Raw genomic sequence first — 18,704 nt, 5'->3', positions numbered from 1 at the left:
TTCCCGCGCCCGCGCGAACCTCACCCCGCCCACCGGAACTCCACTTTCAGGAGGGCCGAGCAGCTCGAGCGCATCAAAACCGGTCAGCCCCGACAGCCCGGGCGACCCGCCACCTCGTTGATCTGCGGCGTGTTGTTGCTTTCGACGCGCTCATACCAACAACACGCCGCAGGTCAACGCAGCCGGGTGGACGGCCTCAACAGCGGCCGAGGTCTGGGCGGGGCTGAGTCCGGCTGCCGTGCGGCAGGCCGGTGATGGTGTGGGGGCTCAGGCCGTGTGCAGGATTCGGAGGTGGTCGGGGTTCGCCGGGTCTCGGTCGACGACTTGGATCGGCGCCCACGTCCATTGGCGGACGCTGATGGCGGGCACCCGGGAGAACTGAATGCGTCCGCGGGTGCCTTCGACTGCGACGTGCGGCCAGGCTTCGGCGATGCGCGTCCGGTCCGTGCCGTGTGACCGCAATATGCCGGCGAGGACGGTGACCGCGTCGTAGCCCTCGAAGGCGACGAACGACGGCGCTTCGGCCAGCCGCTCGCGGAGGGCCGCCTCGACTCGGACGCCAAGTGGGGTGAGGCGGTCGGGCATATAGCGCAAGAACGGGACCGCGGTGCCGTCGCCGCCGAGCAGCGTCGTCCATTCGGCGAACTCCGGTTGCCCGGCCGGGGCGCCGATCAGAACATCGGCAAGGCGCCGGTCGCGGCGGACGGTCCTGACGATCGACACTGCCGGTTCCGGGTGGCCGACCAGAAGCAGGAGGGCCGTGGCGCGGCTTTCGGCGAGTTCGGCGCACATGGCCGTGGGAGTGAGCGCCCCCACGGCCAGTTCGATTAGGGTGCCGCCGCGTGGAGCGAGATGGTCCCGCAGAATGCGGGTTCCCGATGCCCAGTAGACGCTCGGCTGGGCTGCCACGGCGATTCTTCTGTGGCCCGCATCGAGAAGGAAGTCGGCATAGGCCCTCCAGCCGCGGGACTGCGCCGGGGCGAGGCGCGCGACCCATTCCGTCGGCCGTTCGGTGAGCGCGTCGAGAACCGCCGACGAGCAGAGGAACGGCAGACCGAGAGCGTCGGCCTTGGCGGCGGCGGCTCGGGCGACGACGCTGTGGTACTCCCCCGCCAAGGCGGCCACGCCCAGCCCGGCCAGTTCCTCCACGGCCGCCGCGGCCCGCCGCGGGTCGGCCGCCGTGTCCCGGACCACCAGTTCGAGTGGTCTTCCGGCGCCGGCGTCGTTGACTTCGCGGACGGCCAGTTCGAGTCCGGCGAGCAGGTGCCGGCCCGCCGCGACCCAGCCGGGACGGGTCAGCGGAACGAGAGCACCGATCCGGACGGGCGACCCATCAGGCCGTCCTCTGCTCACCCCGATGCGCATACGCACATGATCGCCCACGGGGGCGGACGCTCGCAGGTGTCCCGCGGTGTGGCGGTCGAGCGCGTGCACGGCCGGCCAGGGCGTGTGGACGAGCTGCGCACGGCGACCGCCTCACTGGGCTAGTTGCGTTTGAGGACGCCGGTCAGGCCGGCCACCACCGCTGTGCTCAGGATCCAGCCGGCCGCTATGAAGGCCCACGACCAGTACCGGGCGGCGCCGTCGGGTCGCCATGCTTTCTGCTGGCCCAGATCGCCGATGGGGAGCAGGACGTCCAGGGTGTAGCCGAGCGCGTTGAAGGGCGGGGCCGTGGTCGCGGCCTCCGTCATCTGATCGGGGGCGAAGAGCTGGGTGCCGAGGGCGACGAGGGCCGCCAGCCACAGGGCGGCGAGCCAGGTCCGGTAGCCGTAGCCGACGGTCAGGTAGAGCAGCCAGTTGACCAGCTTGCCGGGCGGGCTGAGCACCGTCCGGCGCTGCCACTGCTTGGCGACGGCCACCCGCCGGGCGGTCACCTCGTGTCCGGTGCGGCGGTAGGCGGCGGCGAGCTGGTCGTAGATCTGCGGGGTGTAGCCGCCGCGGTGGCGGGACGCCCAGCGGAGCCGCGCCCGGACGTCCGCCTCGCCGGTCAGGGTGCCGTAGGTGAAGCCCCGCAGCAGGAGCGTCGCGGGCCACGTTCGATGGTCGTCCTCGTAGGCTCCGACCTGGGTGCCGGTGAGGTTGACGATGCCTTCGGGGACCTGCCGGGGACGCAGGATGAGCGCCTGCGCGGTCGCCGCCGTCAGGTCGAGCGCCTGGTGGCGGGCCCCGGTGAGGACGGCGTCGGTCAGGTCGATCTGCCCGCCCACGCGAGCACCCGGCAACTGGAGTCCGCCTTCGGCGGTGAACCCTCTGCGGCACATCAGGTCACCGCCGACACTGAGCCGCACCGCGTACAGTGCGCGCCGTTCCGGGCCGGCGAGCCGGGCTCCGCTGAAGTCGGCCACTCCGCCGATCCCGGCCCCGACGAGGCGGATCTCCCCCTCGGCCGACAATCGGCGGCAGTACGCGGACTGCTCGATCGTGAGCGAGTCGGCGGTCAGCGCCTGGCCGCCGGGGTTGGCGAGGACGGCGTCGTCGAGGTTCAGCGCGCCGCCGATCCGGGCACGGACGAGCCGGACCTCGCCCTCGGCGCGGAAGCCGCCGGTCGCGTCCACGTCCTGGTCGACGGTGAGCCCTTCGGCGTTCAGCGCCCGTGCACCCGGGGCGGACAGGCGGGCCCCCGCCAAGACCAGCGTCCCGCCGACACGGGCGCCCTTGAGGCGGATCTCCCCGTCGGACGTCAGGCCCTCGGCCAGCACACCATCGTCGACGGCGATGCGGTCGGCTGTGAGCGCGGCGGCGCCCGGATCGGTCAGGTGCGCGCGGGTCAGATCGAGCCGGCCGCCGATGCGCGCACCCGGGAGCCTCACTTCCCCGCCGGCCGACAGCCCGCGGCAGAAGACGTCCTGGCCGACCGTGAGGCGCGCGGCGGCCAGCGCGTCGGCGCCGGGGGCGTCCAGGCGGGCTCCGTCCAGGGCCAGGGTGCCGTTGATGACGGCTCCGCGCAGGTGCACTTCGCCGTGGGCGGTGAAACCGTCCCGGCAGTGCATCGACTGGTCGACGGTGAACCCGTCGCCGGTGAATGCTCGTCCGCCGGGGTTGGCGAGGGTCGCGCCGTCGAAGGTCAGGACGCCGCGCACGTGAGCGCCCCGCAGGCGGACCTCCCCCTGGGCGGTCAGGTTCCGGCACACCATGTCCTGGGCGACGGTGAGGCCGTCCGCGACGAGCGCGGCTGCGCCGGGGGCGGGCAGCACGGCATCGCTGAGGTCCGCGGTTCCACCGATGTCGGCGCCCGCGAGGTGGATCCACGCGGCCGTGAAACCCCGGTTCAGCTCCAGGTTCCCGGTGATCCGCAGCTGGTCGGCGATGAGCGCGGGGGCGCGGCAGCCGGGCAGGCGCACGGACGGGGCGCTCGCCTCGCTGAGGACGATCTCCGCATCGAAGCCGCAGCCGTCCAGGAGCAGCGGGCACGCCAGCTCGGCGGCCTCCAGGTCGAGCGCGCCGGCGATGCGCGCGCCGCGCAGCTTCACCGCCCTCGGCCGCCGCCCCTCCGGCGCCCGCTCGCCCGTCAGCAGCTCGGCCAGCAGGTCGGCGCGAACCACGCGGTCGGCCTCCGCCCTTCCGGCTCGGACGTCGGCCCAGGCGCCGGTGGCGGCGGCTTCGACGAGCCGGCGTTCGGCCTCGCCGAGTTCCCCGAACCGGGGATCGGGATCGGGCATCGCGGCGTCCTCAGGAACAGCCCTCGAATTGGGGGACGGTGATGGTCGTGTCGAGGCCCGATGTGGTGAACCACTGGCCGAGGAGGGTTTCGGCGGCGCCGTTCTGGTACATGCCGGTCAGGATGCGGTTGATGGCGCGGCAGCCCTCCAGGTCGCCCTCGGGGAGGCCGATGCCGTACCGCTCGTCCGAGAACGGCGCGTTGACGACGGCGACGCGCGAGCCGGGGGTCGCGGCGAACCCGGCGAGGATCAGGTCGTCGGTGGACACGGCGTCCAGGCGTCCGGCGGCGAGCGCCTCGACGCAGGCGGCGTAGGAACCGGCCGGGACGAGCGTGGCGTCGACCTTGCGCTCCTCGGTCACGCGGCGCCAGGAGTTGGACCCCGCGACCTGGCAGAGCTTCTTGCCGCGCAAATCGCGCACGGTCCGGATCGAGCGCTCCCCCTGCCGGACGAGGATGTCCTGGGGCGCGACGTAGTACGGCCCGGCGAACGTGACCCGGTCCTTGCGTTCGGGCGTGATGGAGTAGGTCGCGACCACCATGTCGACCGTGCCGCGGCGCAGGGCGTTCTCGCGCTCGTCCGAGGAGAGCGCACGGAACGTCAGGTCCTTCGGCGCGACGCCGAGGCGGCCCGCCACGTAGGTCGCGACGTCGACGTCGAAGCCCGCGCACGAGCCGTCGCGGGCGCGCTGGGACAGGCCCGGCTGGTCGTCCTTGACCCCGATCACCAGGCGGTCGCGGTCGGTGATCGACGGCGGCGCGCCGGCGCCCTCCACCAGCGGCGCCGTCACCACGGTCACCACCAGGACCAGCACGGCCGGCCCGGCGAGGACGGCCGTCGCGGTGAGGGTGAGCATGCTGCGGGCGGCGTGCTGCACGTGCGGCTCCCGTCTCTCGGTCTCAGCGGTACTCCGACAGGCGCGGCCACACCCCGGCCACGACCAGGGCGGCGATGGCCAGCGCCGCGACGGGTGGCAGCCAGGTACACCTGCAGGCCCGCGAGCGCGGCCAGCAGCGCGACCCCGGCGCCCAGCACCCGGAACCGGCCCGCTCGGACGGCCGCGCGCTCGTCCCGGTAGGCGGTGTCGACGTCGGCCGCGCCGTCCAGGGTCAGGTTGTACGCCTTCGGCAGCAGGTTCCGCGTCATCAGGTCGGTCGCGGCCCGGTACCGCCGGACGCCCTCCGGCGGCAGCGCCCCGACGGGGCCGTCCCGCCGCCGCCCGGACTCCATCGCCGCCTGGACGTTCTGGTCATAGGCGTGCAACCCGTCCAGCACCGCCTGGACGGTCCGCAGCCGCTCCGGGTCCTCGCGGGCGAGCAGAGCGGCCTGCAACGCGGCCCGCTGGGCGTCCTCGCGGCGGATGTCGTAGGCGTACCGCTCGCAGCCCTGTTCCGGGTCGCACAGCCAGCCGTCCTCACCGCCGGTGAGCAGCACGTTCGTGACCTGCGCGTCCATAGCGCCGAGCGCGAGGTACATGTCACTGGTGGCGACCACCATGGGGCCTTCCCGGTGGCCCAGCGCGCGCAGCCCCTCCCGCGCGTCCCCGACTCCCATGAGCGTCACGGTGAGCAGCACGGCGAGCGCCACCAGCACCAGAGCGGCCAGGGCCCGGACGCGGCCCGCGACGGTACGGAGACCTAAGAGCTTGGAGGGCACGGCTCGGTTCTTCTCCTTCGCCGGGGGCTCCGGGGGCAGACGTTCAGTCTTAGGGGAATCCGCCGGCCCAGGCAAGATCGTCCACCGGCCTCCTTTCGCTCACGCGACCGACGTGATGCCGCCGTCCACGCGCAGATCGATTCCGTTGATGTAGCCGGCCAAGGGACTGGCGAGGAAGGCGGCCGCTGCGGCGATGTCATCCTCGGTGCCTAGGCGTCCGCTCGGGTTCGGTGCGTACTCGGCCAGGATCTGCGGTTCCAGTTCGTCCCACGATGCGGGACGGCCCCTCGCGCATCGGCGGCGCGAGGACGCGTGGCCTCGCCGCCCGAGGCGCGGACGCCGTCCGGAGGTTGCGGGGGCGGGCGGGCCTGAGGATGATGATCGACACTCGGACGAAGGCGGCGTTGTGGACATCACCATCAGATACGAACCCGCCCCGGACGAGGTGGCACGGGCCTTCCAGCGCGGCCTCAGAAGCCAGCTCAACGCCATCTACGCGGTCGTGGCGTCAGTACTGATCGTGGGTGCGGCGGTCTGCTTCGCCGTCGGCGATGCGGGTCTGGCCGTCGCTCTGCTGGTGGGATCGGTCTTGGGGCCGCTTGCGGGGTCCTTCTGGTTGCGCAGGCGGGTCCGGCACCAGTTCGCGTTCCTCTGCGTCCCCACGACGGTGCGGATTACGGACGACGGCTACGAATGCCACACGGACACGTCCACGACCATGATGCGCTGGTCGATGTTCTCCAAGGTCATGACGACCGAGGAGTTCTGGCTCCTCTACCAGAGCAAATATCCGGCCGCATTCCTCCCCAGGGGTGCCTTCGACGCCGATCAGCAGGCGGAGATCGACGGGCTTCTCAGCGCCCGACTGTCAGTCTGAGTCCGTGATGGCCAGGATGACGACCGTCTGCCGGTCAAAACGCAGACCGGCGATGCCCACGTCCATGGACGGGGCGACGTGCAAATACCAGTCCGAGGTATAGGAAAGCCACTCGCACCGATCAGCGGCCGGCTCAATGGCGGCGAGGTCGTTCTCCTCCACACCCGCCAAAACGGCGAGCGACTCCCACGAGGCCACACGCCCGTACGCACCATGCATGCCAGGCCCGTATGCGCCCCCGCCGGCGGCCCCGTAGAAGAGCGTCCGCAGCACATCGGCAGTACCCGCCCGCCGCACACGCGTCACCGTAGGCCCGGCACTCTCCGCCGGAAGCGCACGCAAAAGTGAGGCACCGAATTCATCGGTGCCAAGAGGACGGTCCAACTGGAAAAGCCTGACCTCCCCTCCCGGCGGCCATTCGCGATAGGCGCTGAGCGCCCGCCGGGCATCGGCGCAGCCAACCTCCGACACCGTGACGTCCAAGCCAGCCGACCCGGGCACGGCCGCAGCGCCTTCACCATCGCGGCCCCAGACGGGCTGCAACCGATCCGGATACCGAAGCAACCGATGCTCACGTTCGGCGGCCATCGGACGCAGCGGCATACCCCCGAGCGGATGCCCGGCAGCCTTGAGCCGCGCGGCGAACCCCGAGGCAGCCGTCGCATCATGCCGCAGCGCAGTTTCCTGAAGCAGGCAAGCAGCGAGTTCATCCGCTGTATCCGCATCGACAACGGCCGCAAGCAGATGTTCCGCCGGCTGCGCACAAGCAAGCCACCCGGCCACCTCGGGCAACGCGTACCGCACATCGCCCCACGCCTTGCCCTCGACCGCGAGGCTGCAAACGGCGGCCGTCCGGTCCACACCACCAGGCGCGGACGCCAGCCGCCGCAACGCGACCTCGAACCCGTACCGCATCGGGTACGTCGGCGCCGTCACCTCCAGAAGCGCCCGGAGCAGCGCTTCAAGCCACGCCGGCTCCGCCTTCTGGACGGTGCCGTCGGTGACCTTGACCGCCCGGCCCCAGTGCCGATGCCGGTAGTCGTCCGCCAGCCCCATCCGCCGAACCGCTTCCCCGACCTCCACGCCCGCCAGTGTCACACGCCGGGACCAACGTGCCCCACGTGTTTCACGTCCCGCGCCATGCCACCGTGTACCGGATGCTCCTACCGGACGAGGAGGCCGCGAACCGCGGAGCCGAGGCCCTGGCCGAACGCGGCCACACCGAGGTCCGCATCGCCTCGCTCGATCCGGCGGATGGTTCGGATTCGGCTGAGACCGCCGCCGGGCGGGCCGTCCTTGGAGGCCGCCGCTTGGGACGAAGAGGTGCATGCGCTTCTGGCGGCTCCCGGCCCGCTGCGGGGCCGCCATGTGCGGGACCTGCTGCGCCTCGCCACGGCCGAGTTCGATCTCCGGACCGGGTGAGGGGTCAGCGGCCCTGGAAGTTCGGGGGGCGGTTCTCCAGGAAGGCCGTTATGCCTTCCTTGGCGTCTTCGGTGGCGCTCAGGGTCACCAGTTCGCCGAGGAGGTGGGCGACCTGGTCTTCCAGTGGGCGGCCCTCGATGGCGAAGAAGGCGTCGCGGCCCCGGCTCAGGCCCACGGGGCTCTTGGACGCGATCACGCGGGCCAGGTCGTCCACGCGGGCGTCCAGGTCGGCGCGCGGGACGACCTCGGTGACCAGGCCGATGTCGCGGCCCTCGGCGGCCGTGATGCGGGAGCCCGTGTAGTAGAGCTTGAAGGCGTGCTTCGGGGCGACGTTCCGGTTGATGATCGCCATGATCATCATGGGCCAGAGGCCGACGTTGACCTCGGGGGTGGCGAGCTTGACGTCGTCGGCGGCGATCACCAGGTCGCAGGCGGCGGCGAGGCCGAGGCCGCCGGCGACGGCGTGGCCGGCCAGCCGGGCGATGATCGGCTTGCCCAGCCGGGGAAAGGCCGTGAACAGGCGGTACGGGGCGCTCTCGCGGATGGCGGAGGCGTCGGCCAGGGGGCGGCCGTCTGCTTGGGCCCTGCCCAGGCCGCCCAGGTCGGCGCCGGCGCAGAAGGCCCTGTCGCCCGCACCGGTCAAGACGATGACGCGGACGTCGGGGTCGGCCTTCGCGCGGTCGAAGGCGTCCAGGAGTTCGTCGATCATCTGGTCGCTGAGCGAGTTGCGCGCTTCGGGGCGGTTCAGCGTGATGCGGGCGATCCGCTCGTCCACCGCGTAGATGATCGTCTCGTACATGCCTCTTCCCGGTCTCGAACCGCGTCCGCCCCTGGAGCGGGCGGCTCCAGGGGCAGACTACGGGGTCGTCAGAGACGCTCGATGATCGTGGCGTTGGCCTGGCCGCCGCCCTCGCACATCGTCTGCAGGCCGTAGCGGCCGCCGGTGCGCTCCAGCTCGTGCAGGAGCTTGGTCATGAGGATGCCGCCGGTGGCGCCGAGCGGGTGGCCCGTCGCGATGGCACCGCCGTTGGGGTTGGTCTTCTCCAGCGAGGCGCCGGTGTCGCGCGCCCACGCCAGCGGGACGGGGGCGAACGCCTCGTTGACCTCGAAGACGTCGATGTCGTCGACCTTCAGGCCGGACTTGGCCAGCGCCTTCTCGGTAGCCGGGATCGGGCCGGTCAGCATGTAGACCGGGTCCGAGCCGCACACCGCGAGGGTGTGGATGCGGGCGCGCGGGGTCAGGTTGTGCCGCTTGACGGCCTCCTCGGACGCGATGAGCAGCGCCGACGCGCCGATGGAGATCTGCGAGGCGACGGCCGCGGTGATGACGCCGCCCTCGCGCAGGACCTTCAGGCCCGCCATCTTCTCCAGCGTGGTGTCGGGGCGGGCGCCCTCGTCCTTGGCGAGCCCGGCGAGCGGGGCGATCTCGCGGTCGAAGTAGCCGGCCTCGATGGCCTTGGCGGCGCGCCGGTGGCTCTCCAGCGCGAACTTCTCCAGGTCCTCGCGGGTGAAGCCCCACTTCTCGGCCATCAGCTCGGCGCCGCGGAACTGGGAGATCTCCTGCATGCCGTACCGCTCGGCCCAGCCCTCGCCGTAGGGGAAGTCCAGTCCCTTGACGATGCTGGAGCCCATCGGCACCTTGGCCATCTGCTCGACGCCGGACGCGACGACGAGGTCCTGGGTGCCGGACAGGACGCCCTGCGCGGCGAAGTGGATCGCCTGCTGGGACGACCCGCACTGCCGGTCGATGGTCACGCCGGGCACGGTGTCCGGCAGCCCCGCCGACAGCCACGCGGTGCGCGCGACGTCGAGGGCCTGCGGGCCGACCTGCATGACGCAGCCCATGATGTTGTCCTCGACCGCGGAAGGGTCGACGCCGGTACGGTTCACGAGCTCCTTGAGCACGTGGGCCCCGAGGTCGGCGGGGTGGACGTCCTTCAGGGCGCCCTTCTTGGTACCGACGGGGGTACGGACCGCGCCGACGATGTACGCCTCGGCCACTACGCCTCCAATGGGTGGGGTTGGTTCCGTCCCGAAACCGAGTGAGATTCGGTTAGTCAGTATGAGATTACATCCATCATGGCGCAACGCCATGTGAGCTGAGTCTCCGGCTATGCATTACGGGTGGCGCCCGGGGACTCCGCCCGGAGGATGCCGCCGTCCTCGTCGTCGCCGAGGGACGCTTCGGCGAGCCGCGTCAGGACGTCCGCCAGCTCCGGATGCTCCTCGGGCTCCCAGCCGTCCACGTGCCGGCACAGTCCTTCGCGGCGGGCGGCGAACAACCTCTCGGCGACGCCCTGGCCGGACGCGGTGACGGCGAGCGTCCCGTCCCGCCGCTCGACGTATCCGGCCATGACCAGCCGGTCGACGTACGGACGGCCCTCCCCGACCGTGACGCCGGCGCGGTCGGCGAGGTCGCGCCCGGCGACCGTGCCGTCCTTGGCGATCCGGCACAGCGCCCACACGCTGCCCGCCGGCAGCGCCACCCCGCAGAGGCGGGCCAGGCGGTCGTAGAGTTCGCGCGCCTTCGGGTCGCGGCGCATGAGTTCGCTGAGCACCCGCTCCATCTCGTGCCTGGACGAGCGGACGGTCGGCGCCGCGCCGAAGCCCTCGCCGTAGTCGGGCGTCTGCGAACTGGCCCGCAGCGGCACCTCGCGCAGGAACCACGTCAGCACGAACGCGAGCCCCGCCACCGGCACGGCCCACAGGAACACCGAGTCGATCGACTGCGCATAGGCGTGCAGGACGCTGTTCCTGACGTCGGCGGGGAACCTGTCGAGCAGCTCGGGATTCCCCTGGACGGCCGCGGGGTCGAACCCGGGCGGCAGCACCCGCGCCAAGCCCTCGACGTGCGACGCGAGCCGGTTGCTGAAGATGGAGCCGAACACGGCGACGCCGAACGATCCGCCGATCTGCCGGAAGAACGTGACCCCGGACGTGGCCGACCCGAGGTCCTCGTAGGACACGGCGTTCTGGACGGCGATGACGAGCACCTGCATGACCAGCCCCAGCCCGAACCCCAGCAGCGCGAACCGCAGGCTCATCGCCACCGTGGAGGACGTCTCGTCCAGCCCCGACAGCAGGTACAGCGCCAGCGCGATCATCGGCGTGCCGAGCACCGGGAAGATCTTGTACCGGCCGAAGCGCGTGATCAGCTGCCCGGACCCGATCGAGCTGACCAGCATGCCGAGCATCATCGGCAGCAGGTAGACCCCCGACAGCGTCGGCGACACCCCGTGCACGATCTGCAGGAAGATCGGCAGGAACGTCAGCGCGCCGAACATCGCGAAGCCGACCGCGAAGCTGATCGCCGCACCCAGCGCGAACACCCGGTTCACCAGCAGCGCCGGCGGCATGACCGGCTCGGCGGCGCGCCGCTCGACCAGCAGCCACACCACGATCAGCAGCACCGATCCGGCGGCCAGGCCGATGATCGGCGCGGACGACCAGGCGTACTGCGTCCCGCCCCAGGTCGTCATCAGCACGAGCCCGACGGCCCAGCCGACGATCAGCAGCGTGCCGAGGTAGTCGATGCGGTGCCGCTCGCGGTCGCGCGTCGCGGGCAGGACGGCGGCGATCACGATCAGCGCCAGCACGCCGATCGGCAGGTTGATGTAGAAGACCCAGCGCCACGACAGGTTGTCGACGAACCAGCCGCCGAGCAGCGGGCCGCACACGCTGGACACGCCGAAGACCGCGCCGAACAGCCCCTGGTAGCGGCCGCGCTCGCGGGGCGGCACCACGTCCCCGACGATCGCGACGACGAGCACCATCAGCCCGCCGCCGCCGAGGCCCTGCAGGGCGCGGAACACGATCAGCTCGAACATGTCCTGCGACAGCCCGCACAGCGCCGACCCGATCAGGAAGATCACGATCGAGGTCTGGAACAGCCGCTTGCGCCCGTACTGGTCGCCGAGCTTGCCCCACAGCGGCGTGGACGCCGTCGAGGCGAGCAGGTACGCGGTCACCACCCACGCCAGGTGGTTCAGCCCGCCGAGGTCGCTGACGATCGTGGGCAGCGCCGTCGACACGATCGTCTGGTCGAGCGCGGCCAGCAGCATGGCGAGCATGAGCGCGCCGAGGATGACGTAGAGGTCGCGGCCCTTCGGCATCGTCCGCCCGTCCCGCGCCGCCGCGTCCTTCGCCGCCGTCATGCCCTGACCCCCGCCCGAGGTGGTCCGCGTCCGTGCGGGGGAGATCTACCCAAGGGCCGGACGACATCACCCGGCCCCGGGCGGGCGGCTCAGCGCGGCACGCGGGGCGGCGGCGCGGGTCAGTGCAGGATGTCGGAGGCGACCTTCGCCGCGCCGATCCCGGCGGCGCCGCCGGCGATGCCCACGGCCCCCGCGGTCACCCACAGCGGCAGCGCCCCGCGGGTCTTCAGCCCGTTCAGCACGTCGAGCGAGTCGACGGCGAGGCCGAGCCGCGCCCACAGCCTGCGCGCGTCGCCGTCGCTGAGCAGGTAGCCGGCGCCGAGGGCGATCTCCCGGGCGGCGAACATCCGGGCGATGTAGTCGCGGCCCGGGTCGGCGGCGCCGCCGAGCCCCATCAGCTTCGCGGTCAGTTTCGGCGCGGCGAACGCCGCGAGCCCGAGGGCGACCCGCCCGCGCGCCAGGTTGGTCATCATTCCGTCGACCTTGTCCCGGCCGTCTACTTCCTTTGCATCTGCCACAAGGGTGAGGTTAGCGGTCCGGGCGGGCCGCCGAACCTGCGGGTAACCCGTTCCTTACACGTCTATCGTGCAGGGAGGCGGCACTCCCCCCGCATGGAAGGCGGACCCATGGAAGGCATCCTCGCCCTCGTCGTCGTGTCGCTCCTCGCCGCGTTCTGCGTGCGCTGGGCCGCGGTGCGGCTCCGGGTGCCCATGCCCACCCGCGTCGCGGTGATCACCGTGTTCGTGCTCGTGGTGCTCGCGATGTACGGCCAGCACCTGCGGGGATGAGCGGCGCGAGGAGCAGCCGGCGGATTTCTCCTCCGACTGCGTGAACTTACTCCCCCGGCAGTGAGTCATAACTGACGAAACCCGGCCTCACGCCCCGCCCGGCGACGCCCGACCCTGCCCGCCGATCCGGGGAGCCGGCCCGAGCCGAGGGAGTGCACCAGTGCCGCAACCGGCGCCCGCCGTCCAGCGCAGCGGCGGCACGATCGCCCCGCACCTGAGGCGCCTGCTGGAGTTCGTCGAACCCGGCCGCGACGACGTCTGCCTGGACGTCGCGCGGGGCCGCGGCCCGATGCCCGCCGCGCTCGCGCCCCGCGTCCGCCACATGATCGCGGTCGACGCCGCACCCGAACCGCCCGCCCGCGCCGGCACGTCCGGACGCATGGCGACGGTCGAGTTCGGCACGGGCCCGGTCCGCATCACCGGCGACGGCGGACCGGACGGCGGGCTCGACGGCGACCGGCTCCCGGCCGCCGCGACGCGCGAGGACCGCGTGCCGCACCCGATCGGCCCCGACCGCCCCACGATCAAGGCCGACGCCACCGCGCTGCCCTACCGCGACAACGCGTTCTCCCTCGTCACGGCCCGGTTCTCGCTCTACACCCTGGGCGACCCCGACGGCGTGCTGCGCGAGCTCCTGCGGGTCTGCCGCCCGGACGGGCGGGTGGTCATCGCCGACCTCGTCCGCGGCAACCTCGCCGGCCCCGAGCGCGACCGGATCGAGCGGCTCCGCGACCCCGACCACCCCGGCACCCCGTCCATCGCCCGGCTCACCGAGATGATCACCTCGGCGGGCGGCAGCATCCGCCGGCTGGACGTGTTCACCGTCGAGCGCCCCATCGAGCCGTGGCTGGCGGCCTGCGACGACGCGGCCGCCGACCGCATCCGCGAAGCCCTGATCGACGAGGTGGACGGCGGCCCCAAGACGGGCGCCAAGCCCCGCATCATCGGCGGCGAACTCTGGTTCACCCAAACCTGGGCCCACGTAGCCGCCGAACCCATCCCCTGATTCGTTGACCTGCGGCGTGTTGTTGTTATCCGCCGCCGCATAACAACAACACGCCGCAGATCAACGCGGCTGGGGGGCGCGCGGCTAGGGGACGAGGACGGCGGCGCCGGTGAAGCGGTCTGCGGCGAGGTCGGCCAGGGCGCGGTCCGCTTCGTCCAGGCCGTACGCGTGCGTCGTGACGGCTACGTCCAGCCGCGCGGCCAGCGTCAGGAACTCCTCGCCGTCCGCGCGCGTGTTCGCCGTCACCGACCGGACCTGCCGCTCCTGGAACAGGTACCGCTGGTAGTCCATGGACGGGACGTCGCTCAGATGGATGCCCGCGATCGCGCACGTCCCGCCGCGGTCGAGCCGTTCCAGCGCGGCGGGCACCAGCTCCCCCGCCGGCGCGAAGACGATCGCCGAGTCCAGCGGCGCGGGCGCGGCGTCGAACGAGTCGCCCGCCCACGACGCGCCGAGTGAACGGGCCAGCTCGCGGGCGGCCGGGCTGCGGGTGAACACGTGCACGTCGGCGCCCTCGGCGAGGGCGATCTGCGTCGCGAGGTGCGCGGAGCCGCCGAACCCCCAGATGCCGAGGCGCCCGCCCGGCGGCAGTGCGCAGCGGCGCAGGGCCCGGTAGCCGATGATGCCCGCGCACAGCAGCGGAGCGGCCCGGACGTCGTCCAGCTCGGGCGGCAGCGCGTAGGTGTAGGCGTCGACGCCCAGCGCGTACTCGGCGTACCCGCCGTGCGCGTCCCAGCCGGTGTAGACCGACAGCGGGCACAGGTTCTCGGCACCGCGGCGGCAGAACCGGCACGCGCCGCACGTCCCGCGCAGCCACGCGACCCCGACGCGGTCACCGGCGCCGTGCAGGCACCCCGGACCGGCCGAGACGACCTCGCCGACGATCTCGTGGCCGGGCGTCACCCCCGGCAGGTGGACGGGCAGGTCGCCCTCGGCGACGTGCAGGTCCGTCCGGCAGACGCCGCAGGCCAGCACCCGTACCAGCAGCTCACCGGGCCCCGGCGAGGGCACCTCGCGGTCGGCGCGGCGCAGCGGCCCCGAGGCGATCGGGGACGGCTCCTGCACCACCCACGCGCGCATCGCTACGGCGCCAGCGGCAGCTCGAACCAGACGGCCTTGCCATCGGCCGTGGGGCGGGCGCCCCACCGGGTGGCGAGCTGGTCGACCAGGTACAGGCCGCGCCCGCCCTCGTCGGTCTCGCCCGCGCTGCGGATGCGCGGCAGCCGCATGTCGGAGTCGAACACCTCGACCCACACCATGTCGCGGCCGCGCCGCAGCCGGAGCCGGAACTCCTTCGTCGGCGGCTCGCGGCGGCCGAGGTCGGCGCCGAGGTTCCAGTCGTCCTCGTCGAAGTCGTCGCCGCCGAACGCGGTGCCCTCGAACGGGTCGGCGGTGTCGAGTCCGGCGCCGAACTCGGTGTTGAACTGGACGGGCGGCGGCGCGCCGAGCGGTTCGCCGCCCCGGCCGGGCGGCCCGGCGGGCACCGGGACGACCATCTCCCGGCGCGGCGCCGACGTCGCGGTGGCGTGCAGGACGACGTTCGTGACGACCTCCGACACCAGCAGGCACGCGAGTTCGGCCTGCTCGTCGAGCATCCCCCAGGTGGCGAACGCGTCCGCGGCCATCCGGCGGGCCTCCGACACCATGATCGGCTCGGCGGTGAAGGTGCGCTCCTCGACGGCCAGCTCGTCGCCCGCGGTGCGGATCACCACGATCGCGACGTCGTCGTCGATGTCGCCGGGCACCGCGTCGTAGGCGGCGTTCGCGACCGCCTCGACGCCGCCGCCCGCGGCCTTCGCGACCGCGGTGCGGACCATCTCCCGCGACTCCTCGCGGGTGTAGTAGTCGCCGTCGTCGCGGGGCCGCCGGTCGATGAGGCCGTCGGTGTAGAGGACGAGCGTGGAGCCCGGCTTCAGCTCGGTCGTCTCCTCGTTGAAGAGGATCTCGCCGCCCATGCCGGGGGCGCGCAGGCCGAGCATGCCGCCCTCGCTCTCGAACTCCAGCTCGCGGACCTCGCCGTCCATGACGAGGAGCGGCGGATCGTGCCCGGCGTTGGCGAACTCCAGGACCCGCGACCACGCGTCGTACACGAAGTAGGTGCAGGACACGAGCGGCGGTCGGACGAGGTCGTCGCTGTTCCACCCGGACCGCATCCGCTCGGGGCGCGTCATCGTCCGGACCCACTCGTCCAGCTTGCGCAGTATGTCGGCGGGCGGCTTGTCGTCCTGCGCGAACGCGCGCAGCGCGGCCCGCAACTGCCCCATCACGGCGGCGGCGCGCGCGCCGCGCCCCTCGACGTCGCCGATGACGAGGCCGACCCGGCCCGCCGACAGCGGGATCACGTCGTACCAGTCGCCGCCGACCTGCGTCTGTATGCCGTGCCCGTGCGACTCCAGCGGGCGGGCCGGCTCGTACCGCCAGGCGATCTGCAGGCCGTCCAGCGGGGGCGGCTTGTCGCCGGGCAGCAGGTGCTTCTGGAAGGCGAGCGCGGTGTCGCGCTCCTCCTCGAACAGCAGCGCGTTGTCGACGGCGAGCGCGACCCGGCTGGCGATGGCGCCGAGCAGGTCGCGGTCGAACCCGTCGTAGTGCGGGTCGGGCCGCTTGGTCAGGTTCGACAGGGCCAGGCTCATCACGCCGAGCAGCTCGCCGCGCACCAGCAGCGGCGCGGAGATCACCGAGGTGATGCCCATCTCGACGCCGAGCCGCCTGGACGACTCGTTCGGCGCCTGGAACCGGTGCTGGATCATGTCCTCGACGAGGACGGCGTCGCGGCGGTCCATCGCCTTGGCGCTGAAGTGGCCGGGCGGGTAGGAGACGGGCTCGCCGACCTCGGCCCAGGTGCCGGGCGGCGGCTCCCAGTCGGCGGCGTGCCGCGACACCCGCCGGTACAGCCGGTCGCCGCTGTACAGGTCGATGAAGCAGTGGTCGGCGAACTGCGGGACGAGGGTGTCGGCGACGCGGCGGAGGGTGTCCTCCAGCTCCAGGGACCCGGCGAGCCGCTCGCCGATCCGCTCCATCAGCCCGTAGCGCTCCTGCTCGCGCTGGTTGGAGCGCAGCGCCTCGCGGGCGAAGATGACCACGCCGTCGACCGCGCCGGACTGGTGCCGCAGCGGCACCGCGTGCGCCCGCGTGTAGACGGTGGTGCCGTCCGCGCGCAGGTTGCAGAACGTGCCCTCCCAGACGCCGCCCTTGAGGACGTGCCGGGCCAGTTCCGTGGCCTGCTCGTGGTCCTCCTCGGCGATGCCCAGGGAGAGGATGGAGTGGCCGATGATCTCGTCGCCGCCGAACCCGAACAGCTGCCGCGCGAACGCGTTGCCGTAGATGACGTTGCTGAAGCGGTCGCAGACGATGACCGCCATCTCCATCTGGTCGAGGACGGTCTCGGGCGGCAGGCGCGCCTCGTCAGGCGCTTCCCCCCAGTGGTTCATCTCCCCATCCCGATCCTGATGACGGTCGCCGCGCCCGGCCCGGCGATCACCGGCCCGATGATCACTGGGCGTCGCGGCGCGGCCCTCGAACGTGTTCGTCTCGTCGTATTGAACGACGAACCCGCCGCCGGGATACGCCCGAAAGGCGCGAAGGTATGGAGATCTTCGGTATAGACCGCCGGAACCGGTGCGCGCACGCCGGACGTGTCAGCGCCTGCTGACGAAGACGTGTTCGGCGATGTCGCGCGGAAGCTCCGTCGCGGGCCCCTCGTCCTCGTCGTCACTGATCACCCGTACCCCGTCGTCGGTCGCCCGGAGAATCACCTCTCGTCCCGGTTGTATCCCTATCTGCTTGAGTCTAAGCATCAGGTCGCTGTCACTCTGCACCTGCTCGCTGATCCGCCGGATCACCGCACCGGCGCCGCCGGGGCTCGCCACGGCGGTCATCACCGACAGCGGCGCGTGGTCGCCGTCGTCGCCGTGCCCGCCGAGTTCGGCCAGGCCGGGGATCGGGTTGCCGTGCGGGCAGGTGGTGGGATTGTCCAGCAGCGCGACCAGGCGGCGCTCGACGTCCTCCGACATGACGTGCTCCCAGCGGCACGCCTCGATGTGGACGTCCTCCCAGGGCAGGCCGATGACGTTGACCAGCAGGCATTCGGCGAGGCGGTGCTTGCGCATGACGCGGGTGGCGAGACCGCGGCCGCTCTCGGTCAGTGTGAGGTGCCGATCGCCCTCGACCCGGAGCAGGCCGTCGCGCTCCATTCGCGCGACCGTCTGGCTCACCGTCGGGCCGCTCTGGGAGAGCCGCTCGGCGATGCGCGCGCGGAGGGGGATGATCCCCTCCTCTTCGAGCTCGAACACCGTACGGAGGTACATCTCCGTGGTATCGATAAGGCCGTGTGAGGTCACAGCTCCCTCCAGTCTTATGACCAACGAGTCTACTTGCTCGGACCCCGGCCCGCCGGGCCCCGCGAATATCCCCCACAAGCCGGGTAAGGGGAACGCAAGATGAACGCGAAACCTTCCCTGGACGCGGAACCGTTCCTGCCCGAAACCCCCGAGGAACGCGCGGATCTCGGCGCGCTGCGCGAGGCGGCGTCGGGCTGCCGCGGCTGCGGCCTCTACGAGGACGCCACCCAGACCGTCTTCGGCGAGGGCGCGCCGGGCGGACGGCTCGTGCTCATCGGCGAGCAGCCCGGCGACCAGGAGGACCGCCAGGGCCACCCGTTCGTCGGCCCCGCCGGACGCGTCCTCGACCGGGCGCTGGAGGAGGCCGGGATCGAGCGCGGCGACGTCTACGTGACCAACGCCGTCAAGCACTTCAAGTTCAAGACGCAGGCGGGCGGCAAGCGGCGCATCCACGAGACGCCGAACGCGGGCGAGATGCGCGCGTGCCGCCCGTGGCTGCTGGCCGAGCTGCGGATCCTGGAGCCGGACGTCGTCGTCGCGCTCGGCGCCACGGCCGGCAAGGCGCTGCTCGGCTCGTCGTTCCGGGTGACCAGGCAGCGCGGCCGCCTGATGCCGCTGCCCGACCTGGAGACGCTCGGCACTCCCGCCGCCGCGCGCGAACTCGGCGACGAGCCGCCGGAGCAGGCCGGCGCGCAGCTGCTCGCGACGATCCACCCGTCCGCCGTCCTGCGCGCCGAGGACCGCGACGCCGTCTACGCGGGCCTGCTGCACGACCTCGAGATCGCCGCCTCAGCCCTCCGTTGAC

The 18,704-nt window shown here is 72.4% G+C and carries 17 protein-coding genes; 4 read left to right on the top strand and 13 right to left on the bottom strand.

Annotated elements, in window-relative coordinates; all coding sequences use genetic code 11:
• Positions 1-267 precede the first annotated feature (267 nt).
• The 5 genes from E1284_RS16215 to E1284_RS43845 form a co-directional block, all read right to left on the bottom strand.
• Entirely contained in the window at positions 268-1,434 is a 1,167-nt protein-coding gene (locus tag E1284_RS16215; RefSeq protein WP_243714519.1) for an ABC transporter substrate-binding protein, read from the bottom strand.
• A gap of 50 nt (positions 1,435-1,484) precedes the next feature.
• Positions 1,485-3,659 carry a proline dehydrogenase family protein gene (locus tag E1284_RS16210; protein WP_131939919.1) on the bottom strand — a complete coding sequence of 725 codons (2,175 nt, stop codon included), beginning with the start codon at positions 3,657-3,659 and terminating at the stop codon, positions 1,485-1,487.
• Between the two features lie 10 nt (positions 3,660-3,669).
• Positions 3,670-4,536, bottom strand: coding sequence for a glutamate ABC transporter substrate-binding protein (locus tag E1284_RS16205; RefSeq protein ID WP_243714518.1), 867 nt, complete (start codon positions 4,534-4,536; stop codon positions 3,670-3,672).
• A complete protein-coding gene (locus E1284_RS16200) occupies positions 4,455-5,315 on the bottom strand; it encodes a hypothetical protein (RefSeq protein WP_131939918.1) in 861 nt (286 codons plus the stop codon). The genes E1284_RS16205 and E1284_RS16200 overlap by 82 nt, the downstream gene beginning before the upstream one ends.
• Before the next feature lie 99 nt (positions 5,316-5,414).
• A complete protein-coding gene (locus E1284_RS43845) occupies positions 5,415-5,729 on the bottom strand; it encodes an SDR family oxidoreductase (protein WP_341770398.1) in 315 nt (104 codons plus the stop codon).
• Between E1284_RS43845 and E1284_RS41530 the strand changes: the two genes are divergently transcribed.
• A complete protein-coding gene (locus E1284_RS41530; protein WP_243714517.1) occupies positions 5,722-6,192 on the top strand; it encodes a YcxB family protein in 471 nt (156 codons plus the stop codon). The genes E1284_RS43845 and E1284_RS41530 overlap by 8 nt on opposite strands.
• Here E1284_RS41530 and E1284_RS16190 read toward each other — a convergent pair.
• From E1284_RS16190 to E1284_RS16170, 5 genes are all read right to left on the bottom strand, one after another.
• Positions 6,184-7,275 carry a DUF6183 family protein gene (locus tag E1284_RS16190; protein WP_131939917.1) on the bottom strand — a complete coding sequence of 364 codons (1,092 nt, stop codon included), beginning with the start codon at positions 7,273-7,275 and terminating at the stop codon, positions 6,184-6,186. The two genes, E1284_RS41530 and E1284_RS16190, sit on opposite strands and share 9 nt — an antisense overlap.
• Before the next feature lie 343 nt (positions 7,276-7,618).
• Positions 7,619-8,413 carry an enoyl-CoA hydratase/isomerase family protein gene (locus tag E1284_RS16185; RefSeq protein WP_131939916.1) on the bottom strand — a complete coding sequence of 265 codons (795 nt, stop codon included), beginning with the start codon at positions 8,411-8,413 and terminating at the stop codon, positions 7,619-7,621.
• Between the two features lie 68 nt (positions 8,414-8,481).
• Entirely contained in the window at positions 8,482-9,615 is a 1,134-nt protein-coding gene (locus E1284_RS16180) for an acetyl-CoA C-acetyltransferase (RefSeq protein WP_131939915.1), read from the bottom strand.
• A 110-nt stretch (positions 9,616-9,725) separates the two neighbouring features.
• Positions 9,726-11,768 (bottom strand): MFS transporter, encoded by a 2,043-nt coding sequence (locus E1284_RS16175; protein ID WP_131939914.1) that lies wholly within the window; start codon positions 11,766-11,768, stop codon positions 9,726-9,728.
• A gap of 119 nt (positions 11,769-11,887) precedes the next feature.
• Complete coding sequence (locus tag E1284_RS16170; RefSeq protein ID WP_243714516.1) at positions 11,888-12,286, bottom strand: hypothetical protein; 399 nt, start codon at positions 12,284-12,286, stop codon at positions 11,888-11,890.
• A 108-nt stretch (positions 12,287-12,394) separates the two neighbouring features.
• Between E1284_RS16170 and E1284_RS41525 the strand changes: the two genes are divergently transcribed.
• Together E1284_RS41525 and E1284_RS16165 are read left to right on the top strand one after the other, a co-directional pair.
• Complete coding sequence (locus E1284_RS41525; RefSeq protein ID WP_165965296.1) at positions 12,395-12,556, top strand: hypothetical protein; 162 nt, start codon at positions 12,395-12,397, stop codon at positions 12,554-12,556.
• Between the two features lie 160 nt (positions 12,557-12,716).
• Positions 12,717-13,562: a class I SAM-dependent methyltransferase gene (locus E1284_RS16165; protein WP_131939913.1), complete on the top strand. Its 846-nt coding sequence runs from the start codon at positions 12,717-12,719 to the stop codon at positions 13,560-13,562.
• Between the two features lie 84 nt (positions 13,563-13,646).
• On the opposite strand, the gene E1284_RS16160 is transcribed toward E1284_RS16165, so the two are convergent.
• The 3 genes from E1284_RS16160 to E1284_RS16150 form a co-directional block, all read right to left on the bottom strand.
• Positions 13,647-14,642, bottom strand: a complete 996-nt coding sequence (locus E1284_RS16160; RefSeq protein WP_131939912.1) for a zinc-dependent alcohol dehydrogenase family protein — start codon at positions 14,640-14,642, stop codon at positions 13,647-13,649.
• Positions 14,643-14,644: 2 nt separating this feature from the next.
• Positions 14,645-16,990 (bottom strand): SpoIIE family protein phosphatase, encoded by a 2,346-nt coding sequence (locus E1284_RS16155; RefSeq protein WP_131939911.1) that lies wholly within the window; start codon positions 16,988-16,990, stop codon positions 14,645-14,647.
• A gap of 207 nt (positions 16,991-17,197) precedes the next feature.
• Entirely contained in the window at positions 17,198-17,899 is a 702-nt protein-coding gene (locus E1284_RS16150; RefSeq protein WP_131939910.1) for an iron-dependent transcriptional repressor DtxR, read from the bottom strand.
• A 99-nt stretch (positions 17,900-17,998) separates the two neighbouring features.
• Here E1284_RS16150 and E1284_RS16145 point away from each other — a divergent pair, with 99 nt between their 5' ends.
• Positions 17,999-18,703 (top strand): UdgX family uracil-DNA binding protein, encoded by a 705-nt coding sequence (locus E1284_RS16145; RefSeq protein WP_131939909.1) that lies wholly within the window; start codon positions 17,999-18,001, stop codon positions 18,701-18,703.
• Position 18,704 lies beyond the last annotated feature (1 nt).

The sequence above is a fragment of the Actinomadura bangladeshensis genome (assembly GCF_004348335.1).
Lineage (GTDB): Bacteria > Actinomycetota > Actinomycetes > Streptosporangiales > Streptosporangiaceae > Spirillospora > Spirillospora bangladeshensis.
This window is presented reverse-complemented; position numbering and strand designations above follow the sequence as displayed.

Coding starts and splice junctions, on each gene's coding strand:
- E1284_RS16175 (WP_131939914.1), bottom strand. CDS start 11,768: ATGACGGCGGCGAAGGACGCGGCGGCGCGGGACGGGCGGACGATGCCG.
- E1284_RS41525 (WP_165965296.1), top strand. CDS start 12,395: ATGGAAGGCATCCTCGCCCTCGTCGTCGTGTCGCTCCTCGCCGCGTTC.
- E1284_RS16185 (WP_131939916.1), bottom strand. CDS start 8,413: ATGTACGAGACGATCATCTACGCGGTGGACGAGCGGATCGCCCGCATC.
- E1284_RS16210 (WP_131939919.1), bottom strand. CDS start 3,659: ATGCCCGATCCCGATCCCCGGTTCGGGGAACTCGGCGAGGCCGAACGC.
- E1284_RS43845 (WP_341770398.1), bottom strand. CDS start 5,729: ATGTCCACAACGCCGCCTTCGTCCGAGTGTCGATCATCATCCTCAGGC.
- E1284_RS16160 (WP_131939912.1), bottom strand. CDS start 14,642: ATGCGCGCGTGGGTGGTGCAGGAGCCGTCCCCGATCGCCTCGGGGCCG.
- E1284_RS16145 (WP_131939909.1), top strand. CDS start 17,999: ATGAACGCGAAACCTTCCCTGGACGCGGAACCGTTCCTGCCCGAAACC.
- E1284_RS16155 (WP_131939911.1), bottom strand. CDS start 16,990: ATGAACCACTGGGGGGAAGCGCCTGACGAGGCGCGCCTGCCGCCCGAG.